General features: G+C 38.0%; 15 protein-coding genes. 13 read left to right on the forward strand and 2 right to left on the reverse strand.

Annotated elements, in window-relative coordinates; genetic code table 11:
• Window positions 1–314: 314 nt before the first annotated feature.
• Window positions 315–2,561, forward strand: a complete 2,247-nt coding sequence (locus EO117_RS00090) for a DNA topoisomerase 3 (RefSeq protein ID WP_126938494.1) — start codon at window positions 315–317, stop codon at window positions 2,559–2,561.
• Window positions 2,562–2,792: 231 nt separating this feature from the next.
• Here the strand turns inward: EO117_RS00090 and EO117_RS00095 are convergent, their stop codons facing one another.
• The gene (locus tag EO117_RS00095) at window positions 2,793–4,091 is read right to left on the reverse strand and encodes a DEAD/DEAH box helicase (protein WP_126938495.1); all 1,299 of its coding nucleotides are present in this window, start codon (window positions 4,089–4,091) and stop codon (window positions 2,793–2,795) included.
• Window positions 4,092–4,548: 457 nt separating this feature from the next.
• Between EO117_RS00095 and EO117_RS00100 the strand changes: the two genes are divergently transcribed.
• The 12 genes from EO117_RS00100 to EO117_RS00155 all read left to right on the forward strand — a co-directional run bounded on the left by EO117_RS00100 (window position 4,549) and on the right by EO117_RS00155 (window position 16,039).
• Window positions 4,549–4,779, forward strand: coding sequence for a FeoA family protein (locus EO117_RS00100; protein ID WP_126938496.1), 231 nt, complete (start codon window positions 4,549–4,551; stop codon window positions 4,777–4,779).
• Window positions 4,780–4,793: 14 nt separating this feature from the next.
• Entirely contained in the window at window positions 4,794–7,133 is a 2,340-nt protein-coding gene (feoB, locus tag EO117_RS00105; RefSeq protein WP_126938497.1) for a ferrous iron transport protein B, read from the forward strand.
• Window positions 7,134–7,273: 140 nt separating this feature from the next.
• Window positions 7,274–7,456 (forward strand): FeoB-associated Cys-rich membrane protein, encoded by a 183-nt coding sequence (locus EO117_RS00110; RefSeq protein ID WP_126938498.1) that lies wholly within the window; start codon window positions 7,274–7,276, stop codon window positions 7,454–7,456.
• A gap of 118 nt (window positions 7,457–7,574) precedes the next feature.
• Complete coding sequence (locus EO117_RS00115) at window positions 7,575–7,835, forward strand: DUF6110 family protein (RefSeq protein ID WP_126938499.1); 261 nt, start codon at window positions 7,575–7,577, stop codon at window positions 7,833–7,835.
• Between the two features lie 3 nt (window positions 7,836–7,838).
• Complete coding sequence (locus EO117_RS00120) at window positions 7,839–9,968, forward strand: heavy metal translocating P-type ATPase (RefSeq protein WP_126938500.1); 2,130 nt, start codon at window positions 7,839–7,841, stop codon at window positions 9,966–9,968.
• 429 nt (window positions 9,969–10,397) lie between these two features.
• The gene (locus tag EO117_RS00125) at window positions 10,398–10,793 is read left to right on the forward strand and encodes a hypothetical protein (protein ID WP_126938501.1); all 396 of its coding nucleotides are present in this window, start codon (window positions 10,398–10,400) and stop codon (window positions 10,791–10,793) included.
• A 1-nt stretch (window position 10,794) separates the two neighbouring features.
• Window positions 10,795–11,649 (forward strand): hypothetical protein, encoded by an 855-nt coding sequence (locus tag EO117_RS00130; protein WP_126938502.1) that lies wholly within the window; start codon window positions 10,795–10,797, stop codon window positions 11,647–11,649.
• A gap of 113 nt (window positions 11,650–11,762) precedes the next feature.
• Window positions 11,763–12,452: a Fic family protein gene (locus EO117_RS00135; RefSeq protein WP_126938503.1), complete on the forward strand. Its 690-nt coding sequence runs from the start codon at window positions 11,763–11,765 to the stop codon at window positions 12,450–12,452.
• Window positions 12,453–12,462: 10 nt separating this feature from the next.
• A complete protein-coding gene (locus EO117_RS00140) occupies window positions 12,463–13,065 on the forward strand; it encodes an N-6 DNA methylase (RefSeq protein WP_256359674.1) in 603 nt (200 codons plus the stop codon).
• A gap of 394 nt (window positions 13,066–13,459) precedes the next feature.
• Window positions 13,460–14,251, forward strand: coding sequence for an Rpn family recombination-promoting nuclease/putative transposase (locus EO117_RS00145; protein WP_126938504.1), 792 nt, complete (start codon window positions 13,460–13,462; stop codon window positions 14,249–14,251).
• A gap of 248 nt (window positions 14,252–14,499) precedes the next feature.
• Window positions 14,500–15,129, forward strand: coding sequence for a restriction endonuclease subunit S (locus EO117_RS00150; protein ID WP_164727446.1), 630 nt, complete (start codon window positions 14,500–14,502; stop codon window positions 15,127–15,129).
• Window positions 15,130–15,226: 97 nt separating this feature from the next.
• Window positions 15,227–16,039, forward strand: a complete 813-nt coding sequence (locus EO117_RS00155) for a site-specific integrase (protein WP_240632548.1) — start codon at window positions 15,227–15,229, stop codon at window positions 16,037–16,039.
• 222 nt (window positions 16,040–16,261) lie between these two features.
• Here EO117_RS00155 and EO117_RS00160 read toward each other — a convergent pair whose 3' ends face one another.
• The gene (locus EO117_RS00160; RefSeq protein WP_126938506.1) at window positions 16,262–17,434 is read right to left on the reverse strand and encodes a class I SAM-dependent methyltransferase; all 1,173 of its coding nucleotides are present in this window, start codon (window positions 17,432–17,434) and stop codon (window positions 16,262–16,264) included.
• Window positions 17,435–17,635: the final 201 nt, after the last annotated feature.

Genomic DNA, 17,635 nt, shown 5'->3' on the forward strand with positions numbered 1-17,635 from the left:
ATACATTGGACCGTTCACTCGTCAATCTAGGTGAAAGTAGCACTGGTAGGAAATTTTAGAGGAGTATGAAAGATAGATAAAGAAGTATCAGTTTAGACAAGTATTGCGCCTTGGAAGGGGATTTCTACCATATCTGTAGTATATGATACATGAACTTTGGATAAGTACAGCATGCTAAGAGATGCTAAGAAATTAGACGACTGTTTAAGGATTTAGTTCATTTGTAGTATAATAACAGTTAATGTAAAGAAGATCTGGTGTAAAAAAGCAGTACTAAATCGTAGTAAAGAGTAATAGATAGGAAAAGGGAGCGTATGCGTTTATTTATTGCGGAAAAGCCTAGTGTAGGGCGAGAATTAAGTCAAGTGTTACCGAACCCACAGAATGCTAAGCGACATGATGGGTATATCATACAAGGTGATGATGTGATTACTTGGGCCTTCGGTCATATGCTTGAACAAGTTGAGCCTGGTGAGTATGATGAGAAATATAAATATTGGAAGTTTGATTCCTTGCCGATTTTACCCACCGCATGGAAATTAAAAGTTAAGTTATCTAGTGCCAAGCAATTTAAGGTAATTAGTGGGCTAATCAAAAAAGCGGAGATCATTGTTAATGCAGGCGACCCGGATAGAGAAGGTCAATTATTGATAGATGAAATGCTAGATTACTTGGGTAATACCAAGCCAGTAGAACGTATTTTACTCAATGCATTAGATGAAAAATCTATGCGGTACGCCTTGGAACATATGCATGATAATAGGAAATATCAACCTTTAAAAGATTCTGCCTTAGCACGATCCCGTGCTGATTGGTTGATGGGGATGAATTTATCTCGTGCCTACACCTTAGAGCAACAGCATTTAGGAAACAAAGTGACCTTTCCTATTGGCCGTGTAAAAACGCCAACCTTAGCGTTGGTGGTGCGAAGAGAGCGAGAACTACAAAACTTTGTGCCCGTTGAATATTATGTGTTGCAAGTACAATATGGACATGAAAAGGGAGAGTTTTGGGCTACTTGGAAGCCGAAAGATACGCAACAAGGATTAGACCCTGATGGGCATATGCTAGATCAGACTATCCTCAATAATTTGCGTGACCGTCTGATGCAATCACCGGAAGGAACTATTTCTTTGGTAGAAAAGAAAAAGAAAAAGGAAGGGCAGCGATTACCATTCTCCTTGTCTTCACTACAAATTGTAGCGGGTAAGTTATATAACTATACGCCACAAGAAGTATTGGACATTGCACAAAAATTATATGAGAAAAAATATACATCCTATCCTCGGTCAGATTGTGAATATTTACCAGTGAACCAACTTTCAGATGGGAAAGCAATCCTGTCGAACTTGGTTAATATGGGCCATAAGGAATTAGCTGTATGGGCAAAGGAAAGTAATCCAACCATTAAAAGCCGTGCATGGAATGATAGTAAGGTTACAGCCCATCATGCCATTATTCCGACCACCGTACGTTGCCCTTTGCATACCTTATCAAAAGAAGAGCAAAATATTTATTTCCTTATTGCACAAGCCTATATTGCGCAATTTTATCCAGAGCATGTATATGAGCATACTCGCATCGAAGTGACGCACCAAGAGGAACTGTTTACTACAACGGGGCGTGTCGTTATCGATATGGGATGGAAAGCATTATATAAAAAGGCAAAATCTACGGAAGAATCGGAAGAAAACCAAGAGGATGAAGAAACGTCTTTACCTGCTGTACGTAAAGGAGAGACGGTAACGGCAAAGGATAGCAAGGTGGACCAGCGGAAAACTAAACCACCGAGTCGGTTTACCTCTGCTACCTTAGTACAAGCGATGAAGGAAATTCACAAATATGTAAAAGATGAAGAACTAAAGAAACAACTCAAAGATGTGTCCGGTATTGGAACAGAAGCCACACGGGCTACAATTATTGAAGATTTAATTCATAATAAAAAGAATCCTTTCCTTAAAGAAGAAGGGAAAAAGAAAATCTTAATTCCTACAGAGTCTGCGTATGCCTTAGTGGATGCATTGCCAGATTCCTTGCTGTATCCGGATGCGACGGCACAGTGGGAAGAGCGGCTAGCAAAGATGAGTGAAGGGGATGAAGCGATTGATGTATTTTTAGATGACCAAACAAAATTTGTTGTGCAACTGATTGAAGAAGTCAAACAACGGGTAGGAAATATACCTAAAGTGCCTATGCCTAAGTCAGAGTCAGGTCACAAAGGAAGCGGTGTCAAACGAAACTTTTCTACGGCACAGCCAATAGGACGTTCTTGCCCGAAGTGCAAAACAGGGGAATTGCTCCTGCGGAAAGGGAAGTTTGGAGAGTTTTACGGATGTTCTAGATTTCCAAATTGTAACTATACGGAAAAAGTGTCATTGTCTAAGGACAGTGTATCAGATGATACGCACAAAGAGTATACATGCCCGCGATGCAAACGGGGGTACCTTGTACAGTATGATTCACAACCGGAACCAGTATGGAAATGTAGTGAAGGCGAAGGTTGTCGAACAAGCTGTGCTGATGTAGATGGCAAACCAGCTATCTATGCGAATCGGAAGTAAGTACATAGACTTGGCATAGTTGGAGATATAAAAAAGAGTCGCGCTTTTTCTGATTAGAATATAAAAATAGAGGAAAGTTGATATATTTCTGTCAACTTTCCTCTATTTTATATGTAGACTATTTTGTTATAGCCCCTTGTATTGTGGCTGTTTAGTTATAGCCTTTTTTTATAATATGTTATTAAGCAACGGATCCATCTTTTAGAAGGGCCGTTTGCTGATACTAGAAACTTATTGTTTACCTCGACTACGTCCACTAGAGCCACTAGATTTTGCACGGCGTACCCGTGTGTTAGCCCCTTTATGACCACGAGCTTTGTGAGCTTTCGCTTTTGTTGCTTGGTATGTACTTTTAATTTTCGGTTTCTTGCTAGCAGTTTCCTTTTTAGGGGCTAAGCCAGAACCTTTTGTTTTGACTTGACCATCTTTTGTATATTTCGTTAATGTAGCTTGAATGGATCGTTCGATACGACGTACCCAAATCTCTTCGGCTGGCGTAGCAAAGGTTACGGCAACACCGGTGGAACCGGCACGACCTGTACGGCCGATGCGGTGGATGTAGTAATCCATGTCATGTGGTACATCGAAGTTATATACGTGACTGACCCCTTCGATGTCGATACCGCGAGCGGCAATATCGGTAGCTACTAAAATAGGGGGATTGCCTTTGGCGAACTCTTTCAATACTTGTGTACGGCGACCTTGTGTCATATCCCCATGGATTTCGCCGAGTTCCACACCTTTACGGGCTAACTCATAAGCCAATTTAATAGCGACTTCTTTTGTATTACAGAATACGATGGCAAGATAAGGATTATCTGCCTCTAGCATAGCCACAAGGCGATTCACTTTGTCTTGTTCTTCCATCATGTATACTTTTTGTTCAATCGTATCGAGGGTAATGTTTTCTCCTTGCACAGTCACAGATGTAGGTTTTTGCATGTAGGCTTTTGCCAAATTACGAATCTTGTCAGGGATGGTAGCAGAGAACATTAATAGTTGACGTTTACCGTCAGTGCCACTAATAAGCTTTTCTATATCTGGTAAGAATCCCATATGAAGCATTTGGTCCGCTTCGTCCAATACAACACGGCGGATGGAGTTCAAGTGTAAAGTACCACGATTAACGTGATCTAGCAATCGACCAGGTGTACCGATGATGACATGAGGACGGCGACCTAGCTTTTGCAATTGGCCCTCGATGGTTCTGCCACCAATGAGTGGCAATACATCTACTCCTAAGATAGCACCTAAGTGACGAGCTTCCTCTGCGATTTGTTGGATGAGCTCACGAGTAGGGGCAATGATGAGTGCCTGTTCTTGTTGTAGGTCTACGTGGATACGTTGCAATAGAGGTAATAAAAATGCTAATGTCTTGCCCGTTCCTGTTTGGGCTTTGGCGATGACATCTTGCCCTTTGAATATAAAGGGGATGGATTTTTCTTGAATTGGTGTCGGTTCTTTTACGCCTACCTTTTGTAATGCTTGTATGAGTTCAGGCACGATGCCTAAGGATTGAAATGATTTCATAATATATCTCCGTTTCTAAATGACTTTAATGATTTTATTATATCATAACTTCCACATAGGTGGGCCTGTGAAAGTTCTTTCACATAGGAAAGCAATACTATGAAATAGATGGTCTAGTTGTAAATCAATGGGGACCAGTCAAGAGACGTAAGCCACAGAATACGCTATAAAATATAAGGTTTAGAGAATAGATAATGAGAAACATATAGTTTATATATCGTTATTATTTGTATGATGAAATTGATAATTATAAAAATGTATACAGAGTATACACCTATAAAATAATGCATTCATTAAGTGTGGCACTTGATAAAAATAGATTTATAATTTTACGAAAAGATGAAAATATAATGATATTCTTTATTGATATTTTTTTATATTATGGTATAATGTAAAAAGTTCATATATTCAATATATGGTAGGTTTGGGTATAATTTTTACATGTAGGAGGTGTAGTATGATCAAAAAGTTGTCCGACATGAAGCCTGGTGAAGTAGGGACGGTAGCAGCTGTTAATGGAACTGGTAACGTTAAGCATCGTTTGGTGGACATGGGCGTTGTACCAGGCACGGCAGTACGCGTTATGAAGTATGCGCCATTGGCAGACCCGGTGGAAATCAAAGTAAAAAACTTCGAGCTATCACTACGCATTAGTGAAGCGCAAATGATTGATATTGAAGTCCAATAAGGAGAATTGCTAAGATGGCAGACAACACACATACCAAGATTGAGGTTGCTTTAGCGGGTAACCCTAACTGTGGTAAAACAAGTATTTTTAACAACATGACGGGGTCCCGTCAACACGTAGGTAACTACTCAGGTGTTACAGTAGAGAAAAAAATAGGTCATGCGAAAATCGATGGTCACGAAATTGAGATCATCGACTTGCCAGGTACCTATAGTTTAACAGCGCGTTCTATTGATGAATTGGTGGCTCGTAATGCTATCATCAATGAACATCCTGAACTCATTGCGAACGTAGTGGATGCGTCCAATTTAGAACGTAATTTATACTTAACTGCGCAATTGATTGAGTTAGAACAACCTTTATTGCTTGTATTAAACATGGGGGACGTAGCTAAAGAAATGGGGCTACAGTTCGACCTAAAAAAATTAGAAGCTTTAACGGGATCTACTGTTGTAGAAACTATCGGTCGTTCCAATAAGGGAACTGACGATGCACTACGAGGAATTGTAAAAGTAGCTAAAGAGCGAAAACTTCCTAATGTTCGTGTTAACTATGGCGAAGAATTAGAGCCAGCTATTGCAGAATTAGAAGCAGAAGTAGCTAAATTTGATACAGGACGTTATCCACACCGTTGGTTGGCTATCAAATTACTTGAACAAGATACTGAAGTATTCGAAAAAGTAAAAGAATTTGATCCATCTGGTGCTTTGTTGAACAAAGCGGAAGCGCTACGTACAGAGTTAAACAAATCTATAGATATGGATATTATCTTCCAAGAACGCCGTCATGGCTTTGCAGTAGATGTGTTTACACAAGTGTTAACAGTAGTGCCTAAACACCAAGATACTAGATCAGATAAAATTGATAAAATTTTAACAAACCGTTGGTTAGGCCTTCCAATCTTCTTGCTTATCATGTGGGTAATGTTCTACTTAGTTATTACCTTAGCAGAAACTCCTCAACATTGGATTGAAGATGGCTTCAAGATGTTAACTGATTATCTTGGAACAGCTATAGAAGATGAATTGTTAAAATCATTGATTAATGATGGTATCATCGGCGGTGTAGGGGCTGTATTGAGCTTTATCCCTAATATCGTTCTTTTATTCGTATGTATTTCCTTCTTGGAAGATACTGGTTACATGGCGCGTGCGGCCTTCGTTATCGACCGTGTTATGCGCGGTGTAGGTTTACATGGTAAATCTTTCATTCCGATGCTATTGGGCTTTGGATGTAACGTTCCATCTATCATGGGTGCTCGTATCCTTGATAACCCTAAAGATCGTATGATTACAATCCTAGTATCTCCATTCATGAGTTGTAGTGCTCGTTTGCCTGTATATACATTATTGGCATCTGCATTATTCCCACCAGAAGATGCACCAACTATTCTATTGGGAATTTATGTATTAGGTATTGCGGTAGCTCTTATTACTGCTAAAGTACTTCGTAAATATGTATTTAAAGGCGAAGCAGAACCATTCGTAATGGAAATGCCACCATATCATTTGCCAACACTTCGTTCTGTGGCAACCCATATGTGGGAACGTACCATTATGTATATGAAAAAAGCGGCTACATTCATCTTGGCGGCATCCATCCTTATATGGTTCTTAACATCCTTCCCACAAGATGTAGAATACTCTCAAGATTATGATGCAGCTAAAGCTGAAGTAACAGCTATGCATGAACAAAAAGCTACTACGATTCTAGATGAAGCACGATTAGCAAATGATGGTGACAAAGATAAAGTTTCTGAAATCTATGATCAAATGCTTGCTTTAGATGAAGAACATAAAGATGATCCTAAAGATCCTAATGCAGAAGAACCAGCATACTTTGAAGGTTTAAAATCTGAAGAATTATATCCAGTGGCATGGTCATTATATGTAAACCACCAAGAAGAAGACGACGAAGTAAAAGCGTTGGATCTAAAACAAGGTCAAGAAAAAATTGAGCAATCCTATGCGGCGCAATTCGGTCACTTCATTGAACCTGTCATGGCACCTCTTGGATTTAGCTGGCGTGTAAATATCGCAGTTATCGCAGCGGTAGCAGCGAAAGAAGTTATGGTTAGTACATTAGGTACAATCTATGCAATCGAAGCTAGTGAAGACGATTCTACATCATTACAAGAATACCTAACTAATGACCCAGAATTTACTCCATCTATCGGCTTAGGCTTGATGGTATTCGCGTTATTATACTTACCATGTTTAGCAACTATGGCTGTATTAAAACGTGAAACTGACTCTTGGAAATGGTTCGGTGCTGTATTTGCCTATACTAGTACATTGGCTTGGGTGGGTGCGTATATTGCAGTTCACTTAGGACGTGCCTTAGGGTTAGATTAATCAATAATGATAGTAAAACATATTAAATGATTATATTGAGAAATGTTTTATTTCAAATAACATTGAAATTAAGCTATTTATCGTTGATTTAAAAATATTTTTAAATGCTACTTGAAAATGAGAAAGGAATGGTGTATACTATGAGTAGTAGTATTATTGTTTATGCAATTGGTCTAGTAGCAGTTATTTATGTAGCATACAGAGTATATAAAAGCGCAACAAGTGACGGCGGCGGATGCGGCTGTGGTAGCTCTAAAGACTCTGGAGCTGGTTGTGGCGGTTGTGGTTGCGGTGGCGGCCACGAAGCTGAAGAACATAAATAACTATATACCATAAGTGTGGTAAGAGGGACCCTATGCAAAGGGCCCCCCTTACTTTTATGTTGCTAGTATCAATTCATTTCATTCAAAATTTTTTTATTATACAGAAAGGAACACAATCATGTTCAACGTAAAAAAAGAAACTTTAAGAGATGCTAATGTATTCGCAGCTGGTTTAGCTTTAGGCACAGTAGGTTTGAAAGTATTAACTTCTAAAGATGCTCGCAAAGTATATGCCAATGTAGTAGCAGCTGGTCTTCGTGCAAAAGATAGCATTTTAAAAACGACTGAAAAATTACAAGCTTCCACAGATAGCATCTTAGCTGAAGCGCAAGAAATCAACGAAACTCGTGACGAAGAAGTGTTAACAGAAGGAAAGTAATCCATGATGCAATTTAAAATGTTGCAACGCTTGTCCCGTCGTCTTCATGTACGTATTGAGGAACGTAAGTTTAATGATGCACAGGCTCAATATATCGAAGATACATTGATGGCCTGTGAAGCCATTACCAAAGCGAACTTCTATACTCGTTCTGGGGACATCATCATCCAACATACTGGTGATGAAAGTGCAGTGAAAGCTGCTTTATTCGGACTTAACGATTTAGATTTAGCGAATGCACCCGCATTACATGAACTTTCGCCACGCCTTGTCAACAAGCGTTACAAAGAAGAAATGATCGATAAAACCTTGCTTTATATCGGTAAAAAAATTGTGTTACCAGCACCTATTGCAGCGGCATGGTCTTGGTTCGATGGTATCAAGTTCATCGGTACAGCGATTAAAACATTGTGGAAACGCAAATTGACTGTAGAAGTATTAGATGGTGTAGCAATCGGTGCCGCATTATTGCAAAAAGATTACTCCACAGCGGGCGCTGTGATGTACTTATTAGGCATCGGTGAAATCCTAGAAGAATGGACATTGCGCAAATCTGTACTGAACCTTGCTGAAAGCATGTCCTTGAACGTAGACAAAGTTTGGGTTCTTGTAGACGGCGTAGAAGTAAGCAAGCCAATCGGCGAAGTTCAAGTGGGCGACATCGTAGTGGTTCGCCAAGGCGAAGTGGTGCCATTGGACGGCCAAGTTGTGGACGGCGTAGTTCTCGTGAACGAAAGCTCCATGACGGGAGAACCTGAGCCAGTTCGTCGGGATGCAGGTACATCGGTGTATGCAGGTACTGTCGTAGAAGAAGGTCAATGTTCCTTTGAAGTACGTACTACTTGCAAACATACTCGTTTCGAGCAAATCGTAAACTTAATCGAAGAATCGGAACAAATGAAATCCGGTATGGAACAAAAAGCATATCGTATGGCAGATAAATTGGTACCAGTGAGTTTCTTGGGTGCTTTCGCAACCTTTGCATTAACTCGCAACTTGATGAAAGCTTTATCTTTCGTTATGGTAGACTTCTCCTGCGCATTGAAATTGTCCATTCCATTGGCGGTATTATCCGCTATGCAAGAAGCATCCAACCGTGGTATCACTGTAAAAGGTGGTAAATTCTTGGAACGCATTGCAGAAGCAGATATGATCGTCTTCGATAAAACAGGTACGCTAACAAAAGCAGAACCTGTATTCCAGGAAATCATTCCTTTCAATGGTAATGATGCAGAAGAAATGTTGACATTAGCAGCTTGCTTGGAAGAGCATTTCCCTCATTCCATGGCTAAAGCAGTTGTGTCCGCAGCACAAGATCATCATTTACCACATAAAGAAATGCATTCCAAAGTAGAATACGTTGTAGCACATGGTATTGCATCTAAAGTGGGTAACCGCAAAGTGCGTATTGGTAGCTATCACTTCATCTTTGAAGATGAAAAGACAACAGTTCCGGCTGGAGAAGAAGCAAAATTTGAAAACCTTCCAGAAGGTTGTTCCTATCTATATCTAGCGATTTCTAATATTCTATCTGCGGTTATTTGTATTAAAGACCCAGTGCGTGAAGAGGCGAAAAATGTGATTCGTGAACTTCATGAGTTAGGCGTGAAGAAAATTGTTATGATGACTGGCGATAGCCGTAAAAATGCTGAGCGCGTAGCAGCGGAAATTGGTATTGACGAAGTACATGCGGAAGTGATGCCAACTGACAAAGCTGATTACGTACGCAAAGCAAAAGAAGAAGGTTACACAGTAATGATGGTAGGGGACGGAATTAACGATTCCTTGGCATTGTCTGAAGCACATGTAGGTATTGGTATGAATGAAGGTGCTCCTATTGCACAAAAAATTGCCAATGTCACAGTGTCCAGTGATAACTTAACTGCCATCGTTGACTTGCGTCGTATTTCCATGAAACTAATGGATCGTATTAAAATTAACTATAACTCCATTGTAGGCGTGAATGGTAGCCTTGTAGGAATGGGCGTATTAGGACTTATGCCTCCTAGCTCTACTGCATGGATTCATAACTTGTTCACACTTGGCGTGGGTATGTATAGTATGACTCCATTATTGGAAAAACCAAAAACAACAAACGATGACTGCATCGAAGTAGAAGCAGTTGTGGCATAATACATTTATAAAGGCTCTCGTCATTGACGAGAGCCTAAAATATGGTATACTATAGTTGTAACAACAAGAAGAACCCGACGTGTGTTCGGCGTTAGGTTCATCTTAAAATCTTCGCGTATGATGACCCTAACGTGTGCAGCGCTAGGGTCGTTATATTACTATCTACTAATTATTTTAGTAACTGTAATACGGCAACTACTAAAGTAAGAATGGAAATGATTAATTGAATCTTTTCATAATTACGCATAGTATCACCACCTTTCGGTGATGAACCTAACTCACATCGAGTTCTTATAATTAGTATATCATAATTAGCATCCGTAAGGATGCTTTTTTGTTTGTAAAATTGAAACAGCATATGTATTTATAAGATGACCGATGTTTGTTATACTATAGAGAGAGATCATTTTGGTATAGAAAGGAAATTATATGTCAACCATACAAGATGTAGTGCAACGCACGATGTATATGAGTATATTTTTTATATTGATTCCCCTAGGGGCTTATACAATTCATACGGGTATGAGCGCCATGGTGGCGGGAGTCAGTTATGGAGTGTTATCCTTGTTTATTCCGATTTTTTATTTGCGTTCTAGTGAAAGTGGATTTGGCCCTAAGGCTCGCAGAATACCCACTTATGTGTACGTAATAGCTTGGGCATTAGTACAAGGAGGTACATTCTTGGTGTTCAACAATTTAGATTTATCTTGGTTGTGGAACTTATCGACTATAGGCCGTGATGTGGTGTTTGCTATCATCATGTATTGCCAAGTAACATTGTCTTTGGTCTTGGCATTAGTAGGTGGAAACAATACAGAGGTGTAATATGAGAAGTTATATAAAATTTTATAGTTGGTCCATGCTCTGGATTATTCCTCTAAGCTTGGTATTTAGCTTAGGACAGTTTGACACGTCTAGCATCATCATGTTTGTTATCGCCTCTTTGGGGATTCCTTTGGGATTGAAAGCTATACCAAGACTGGCGGGACAATTTGACTTTCACTTAGGAAAAGGGCATTACACATATGCTTGGTTGTGGTGGAATCTATTCTTTTTCTTCGGTAATGGTGTATTGCCGTTTACCTTGCCAAAAGAACCTATCTACATCATGCTAGTCTGGATATTGACTATGTTAGTTGTGGTGGCACTTATGATCGGTACAGCGAAACTATTAGATTGCTGGATGGCACGAAAAGAACGCCAGTATTTTATTGATACGGTGCTAAATATATCAACCTATGCCTTGCCGTTGCCAATGTTATTTTTAGGAGATGTTCTGTATCTAAATCTTAATAATCCCATTGTTCAAGCAGCGTTAGACCAACAGAGCATCATAGGGTTAGTTGCTAGCCTATCTATTGGGCTAATGTTCATGATGCTCACCACGATCGGCAGCATGGTATTATATTTATACCCACGTCGTACGGCGTTGTGGCCTCGTGTGACTGCCATCGTAGTCATGGCAGTATGGTGGGTGGCAACTAATGCACATATCCTATTCGGTGGATATATTCCAGACATTGTGAAAGTTTGGGCGGGGAAAGCATTGCCAGTTTTCACAGGTAGTCCATTAGTCTATATTACGCCGTCTGTGTTTGAAATCTGCGCCATTGCTTTAAGCGTAGCTATTGGATTGGGCATTGAGAAATTATGGTTGTCTAAAAAAGATACAACTATCTAATGAGGAGCTGCAAAAACTCTAATATAATATGAGGAAACGTAATACGATTTAGAAACTTCTAATACAATAGAGGGAAATATAATACGAGTATAGAACCTTCGTTAATTAAGGAGATGATTAGCTTGAAACTTTCATGTAGTTATGTAGATGATATGCTAGTTAGAATGGCTCACCATAGTACCGCTATTGAAGGGAATACACTGACACAATATGAAGCTAAATGTATTTTATTAGATGGTATCATTCCTAGAGCGATGCATGAACGTGAATTTTATGAAGTTAAAAATTATAAGAAATATATGGGATTTTTAATAGATAATTATCCCAAGGGAATTACCATTCAACTAATAAAAGATACTCATAGTTATTTATTACAAGATATTAGAGAGGATACTGGAGTATTTAAGACGGTTCATAACATCATCGTAGGAACTGATTTTATGCCTACAGAACCTTGTTTAGTGCAATTAGAATTAAAAAACTGGTGTGATACGTTAGAATATAGACTCAATCTCTCTAATACTATGGAAGAAAAAATTGAAGTTATTATGGAGCAACATTTGCGATTTGAACGAATACATCCATTTTCTGATGGCAATGGAAGAACTGGTAGGGCGTTAATTGTTCATTCTTGTCTGCAACAAGGAATTGCTCCTATTATTATTCATAAAAGTGATAGACAGCTATACATAAATTTATTGTCTAAGTTAGATATAAAAGGATTAACAGAACTGGGAATACGGTTGTCGAACGAAGAACAGACTAGAATGAAGATTATTAATAATGCTGAACTAGAGTTATAGAAGGATATTAATAAAGAGACAACGTTTCAGCGATTATGGCAAGTTGGCGCCAGCGTCTAAAGCAGATTATGCTTTCATCTTGCATAGCTTGTACCATTTGAACACAGAGGGAACGATGGCCATTGTATTGCCACATGGGGTCCTATTCCGTGGCTCAGGAGAAGGTAAAATCAGGGAGACTATCATCGAGAAAAATTACTTGGATGCAGTCATTGGATTGCCAGCGAACTTGTTCTATGGAACGAGCATTCCGACCACGATTTTAGTGTTCAAAAAGAACCGTACCAACCGTGATGTGTTGTTCATCGATGCTAGTAATGAGTTTGAAAAAGGGAAAAACCAAAATAACTTGAGTGAAGAACATATCGCTAAGATTATCGACACCTACCGCAACCGTGTGGACGTAGAGAAATACGCGCATGTGGCGAGTCTAGAGGAAATCAAGGAGAATGATTACAACTTGAACATCCCTCGTTACGTGGACACCTTTGAAGAAGAGGAAGAACTGGATCTTGACGAAATTAATCGCATGATCGAGCAAGATAACCGTGACATTGCAACGTTGGAAAAAGAAATTGCAGAGCAACTGGCACTGTTGGTGGTGAAACTGTAGAGACTGAGTATATTCACTTCTAATTAAAGAAATGAGAAAGAGCTATGATTAATTTTAGAATTAAAATCAATAGTGGAGCAATTACAAGAAATTGAACAGGCTAATGCATTATTATAAGTAGTAAGAATTAAATTCTTTTATTTGCATAGTTATAAAACTTATTTTTAAGAATAAAGCGATACAATAGGTTACCACCGTTGTATCGTTTTTTGATTTTATAATATAGTTACATGAATTTTATAATAGTTACAAAAAGTAGCACTGACAGTGAATGTTGACTGTTGGTGCTATTTTGTAGGAAAAATACAAAGGATAGGGAATACCTCTAGTAGATAGTATTGTACTATCTCTAGTTTTAGTAGGTATGATATAATTAAAAAAAGGAAGGCATTCCATGTACATTAAGTCGTTTGATGAACTGACATTCCAAGATAATTTTATCTTTCAGAAGGTGATGTTAAAGAAACCGATTTGCAAGGCTGTATTGGAACGGTTGTTAGATATTTCTATTCAGGATATTGTCTACATTCATGAGGAGAAAATTCTAGATGTAAGCTTGGAAACGAAGAGTGTTCGCTTAGATGTGTATGTGAATGATGACAAGGGGACTGTGTTCAACATTGAGATGCAAACCAGCAAGGATATGGAAGAATTGGTAAAGCGCACACGCTTTTATCAAAGTATTTTGGATATGTATCACCTACAAAAAGGTCAGAAGTACATGACTTTGAACGATTCGTATATCATTTTTATTTGTACGTTTCCTGTATTTACGGGCAATCGTCATAAGTATACGTTCAAAAATGTTTGTATCGAAGACCAGGGCATTGCTTTGAATGATGGTGCCACAAAGTTATTTTTAAGTACAAAAGGAACGCAAAATGATGTGTCGAAACCGTTGCAAGCGTTTTTAGATTATATTGATGGACAGGAAGCAACAGATGAGTTGTTAAAAGATATAGAGGAAGCAGTGTACGAAGCAAAACATTGTGAGGTCTGGAAGGAGGAATATAAGATGTTATCTATGGATCATTATACATATTGGAAAGAAGGCGTGGCTGAAGGTAAGGCTGAAGTTGTTATTCAGATGTTGCAAGAAAAGTTGTCGCTAGAAATGATTGCTCGCCTTACTAAATTAACAGTAGAGCAAGTACAAGAAATTGGACAGGATAATGCATTATTATAAACAGTAAGAATTAGATTCTTTTGCTTGCATGTTTCTAAATCCTACTTTTAAGAATAAAGTGATACAATAGGTTACCCCCGTTGTATCGCTTTTTGATTTTGTGATATAGATACTCGAATTTTTATAATACTCACAAAAAGTAGCACTGACAGTGAACGTTGACTGTTAGCGCTATTTTGTGGGAAAAATGAAAAGGAAGTGGAATACTACTAGTGATAGTATTGTGCTATTTATAGTTTTATTAGATATTGTATAATTTAGGAAAGAAAGCTGATGATTGTGTATTGACTTTCTTTTTTTATTGCTTCCATACAAATACCTGGGAACAGCGTAAGTTGGGAGAATTTGGGAAAGCAACTGGGGGAACATCTATTGAATCTGACTTTGTTGAAGATGGAGAATATAAGGTTATTAGTATTGGAAGCTATAGCGAAGAAGCTTTATGTAATGATCAAGGGTTGAGAGTAAACAAAACTGAAAAAACAAAAAGTAGAATATTGAATAAAAATGATTTAACTATGATTTTAAATGATAAGACATCATCTGGTAATATTATTGGTACAGTTCTATTGATTGATGAAGATAATACTTACGTTTATAACCAACGGACTCAAAGAATTGAAGTAAATCAAAATAACTATGATGCCGAATTTTTATATCATATGCTTAATTCTCCTAATTGTAGAAACCTAATAGTTAAGGCAAGTCAAGGTAACACTCAGATATATGTTAATTGGTCTGCAATTAATAATTTAGAGTATAAAATTCCGGTTGTATTAGAAGAGCAGCAAAAAATAAGAACTTTACTTTCTAATATTAAAAACCTCATCACCCTTCATCAGCGTAAGTATTTCCCAATTTTTCACAATACAGGATAGATATCAGATAACTCCTTATATGCTTTTTTTGAAATATACGAGTAAGATATGTATAAGAGCCATTTCTATGTTGTCATGTAAATGAAGAGGTATAAATATGGTAAAGGCTGAGGAAGGATCGGAATTATTTTGCAAGTATTATGAACGTTGGATTCGGATGTATAAGGAAGGTGCTATTCGAGAAGTGACTATGAAGAAGTACGAGATTACTTTGGCATGGTTGCAAAGGTTAGTGCCTGACTTACGACTTTCAGAGTTAAATCGAATTAGCTATCAACAATTATTGAATGACTATGCAGTGTATCATGAACGACAAACAACGATGGACTTTCACCATCAGTTAAAAGCAGCTGTATTGGACGCGGTAGATGAAGGATTCATTGATAGAGATCCGACACGAAAAGCAATCATTAAAGGAAAGACGCCACGGGAGAAGATTAAGTATTTAAATCAATTTGAGTTGCACACGCTGCTAGTGCATTTACATCTTACGCCAGAAATTAATTGGGACTGGTTTATTTTTATTATAGCCAAGACTGGTATGCGTTTTTCAGAGGCCTTAGCATTGACGCCAAAAGACTTTGATTTTTCACATCAATCACTGATTGTGAATAAAACTTGGGATTATAAAGGAAATGGTGGATTTCTGCCAACAAAAAATAAATCATCCGTACGAAAGATTCAATTGGATTGGCAAACGATTATTAAATTTTCTGAATTGATTAAAGATTTACCCGAAGATGAACCAATTTTTGTGAAAGGGTCTGTGTACAACTCAACGGTAAATGATAGGTTAGAGAGATATTGTAAAGACCTAGGGATTCCTGTTATTTCTATTCATGGATTACGACATACCCATGCGTCCCTATTGCTCTTTGCAGGTGTGTCTATTGCCAGTGTTGCTAGATGATTAGGGCATGCCAGTATGACTACAACGCAGAAAATATATATCCATATCATTCAAGAATTGAAAAACAGGGATATTGATTTGGTCATGCGATCTATGGCAGGACTGGCATAAATTATTTCCATAGAATGGCTCTTTTTGCACAATAAAAGGCTGTCACTGACATGTAGTAAATTCTACACATACAGTGACAGCCCCTATAGTATTAAATATACAATATATGATTTAGTACCAACGTGTTAATGGTAGTTCATTGTTAATGCATTTTGTCATCAGAATTTGATGTAAATCCATATTACCAATATAGAAACCAGCGGCACAACCACATAGGTATAAGTCCCACATGCGTACAAATTCAGTGCCCCGTACTTTTTCTACTTGGTCACGGACCCCTTGGAAATTATTGTACCAATGCATCAATGTTTTATAATAGTGAAAGCGTAAATTTTCCACATCGAGAACATTCATATCATATTCGTAGGCAAGACCAATGATTTCTCTTAGGGAAGGTAAGGATCCACCAGGAAAGATATATTTACGAATCCATGCGCTGGTTTCTTTTTCCATTGGATCACTGATGTAATGAAGCAAAAATAAGCCGCCTTCTTTTAGCATGGAAGATGCATCTTCCATGTAGATAGGTAAATTAGGGCGCCCTACATGTTCTAACATGCCTACACTTACCATACGATCGAACTGACGACCAGAGGCAGCTACATCGCGATAATCTATTAGATCAATTTCCACTTGACCTTCAAGAGCAAATTGTTTAATTCGTTCTTGGCCTTTTTTCCATTGCTCTTCTGATAATGTACAGCCATACCCTTTGACTCCATATTTTAGGGCAGCTTCAATGAGAAGGAATCCCCAGCCGCAACCAATATCAAGGAGTGTCATGCCTTCTTGTAAGTGTAATTTATCAAGAATATGATGCACTTTTTGATGTTGTGCATCTTTAAGGCTGTCATCTTCCTTTTTGAAATAGGCGCAAGAATAGCTCATAGTTTCGTCAAGCCATAAACTGTAGAAATCATTACCTAAATCATAATGGGATGAAACTTGTTGTTTTTGGTCTTTCTTTCTAAGACCCATATTAAAGAGGGAACTGAGTACCTTTTTGTTAATGGAGTCTTTGTTAACATGCCCTAATACGACGCAAAGAGCTTTGAATAAATCCCCTTCAATTTCTATATCCTTACGCATGTAGGCTTCACCTAGTGCCAACTCTGCGGATACTAATATATCCTTTTTAGGAATATCTTTATTGACAATAATTGTAAACTCCGGATCTCCTTCGCCGATGGTATATTCATTATCGCCAATTTTTACAACAAAGCAATGATCGTTGAATCGTTCCAAATAGTGTACTAAGAAAGTATCAAAAAGTTTAGAAAACATAAGTAAGTCCTTTCTTTTCTTTATACATAATATACAGTATATGCATCATTTAGATATGTATTTAAATCATTCATCTAATCATACATGACATGGTTTGTAAAGCTACATAGCAAATATGTGTATAATGTTAAAAAGAGTAGCCCTTGAATTATAGGGATTCCTAATTTATCATATATATTTGATATGAATAGGTAAACCTAA

The sequence above is a fragment of the Veillonella sp. VA142 genome (assembly GCF_003992135.1).
Lineage (GTDB): Bacteria > Bacillota > Negativicutes > Veillonellales > Veillonellaceae > F0422.

What these genes read in the sequence shown, in the direction of transcription:
- EO117_RS00135 (WP_126938503.1), top strand. Translation starts at nt 11,763, where the DNA reads ATGATTAGCTTGAAACTTTCATGTAGTTATGTAGATGATATGCTAGTT.
- EO117_RS00155 (WP_240632548.1), top strand. Translation starts at nt 15,227, where the DNA reads ATGGTAAAGGCTGAGGAAGGATCGGAATTATTTTGCAAGTATTATGAA.
- EO117_RS00100 (WP_126938496.1), top strand. Translation starts at nt 4,549, where the DNA reads ATGATCAAAAAGTTGTCCGACATGAAGCCTGGTGAAGTAGGGACGGTA.
- EO117_RS00145 (WP_126938504.1), top strand. Translation starts at nt 13,460, where the DNA reads ATGTACATTAAGTCGTTTGATGAACTGACATTCCAAGATAATTTTATC.
- EO117_RS00090 (WP_126938494.1), top strand. Translation starts at nt 315, where the DNA reads ATGCGTTTATTTATTGCGGAAAAGCCTAGTGTAGGGCGAGAATTAAGT.
- EO117_RS00110 (WP_126938498.1), top strand. Translation starts at nt 7,274, where the DNA reads ATGAGTAGTAGTATTATTGTTTATGCAATTGGTCTAGTAGCAGTTATT.
- EO117_RS00130 (WP_126938502.1), top strand. Translation starts at nt 10,795, where the DNA reads ATGAGAAGTTATATAAAATTTTATAGTTGGTCCATGCTCTGGATTATT.
- EO117_RS00160 (WP_126938506.1), bottom strand. Translation starts at nt 17,434, where the DNA reads ATGTTTTCTAAACTTTTTGATACTTTCTTAGTACACTATTTGGAACGA.
- EO117_RS00115 (WP_126938499.1), top strand. Translation starts at nt 7,575, where the DNA reads ATGTTCAACGTAAAAAAAGAAACTTTAAGAGATGCTAATGTATTCGCA.
- EO117_RS00095 (WP_126938495.1), bottom strand. Translation starts at nt 4,091, where the DNA reads ATGAAATCATTTCAATCCTTAGGCATCGTGCCTGAACTCATACAAGCA.
- feoB (WP_126938497.1), top strand. Translation starts at nt 4,794, where the DNA reads ATGGCAGACAACACACATACCAAGATTGAGGTTGCTTTAGCGGGTAAC.
- EO117_RS00125 (WP_126938501.1), top strand. Translation starts at nt 10,398, where the DNA reads ATGTCAACCATACAAGATGTAGTGCAACGCACGATGTATATGAGTATA.
- EO117_RS00120 (WP_126938500.1), top strand. Translation starts at nt 7,839, where the DNA reads ATGATGCAATTTAAAATGTTGCAACGCTTGTCCCGTCGTCTTCATGTA.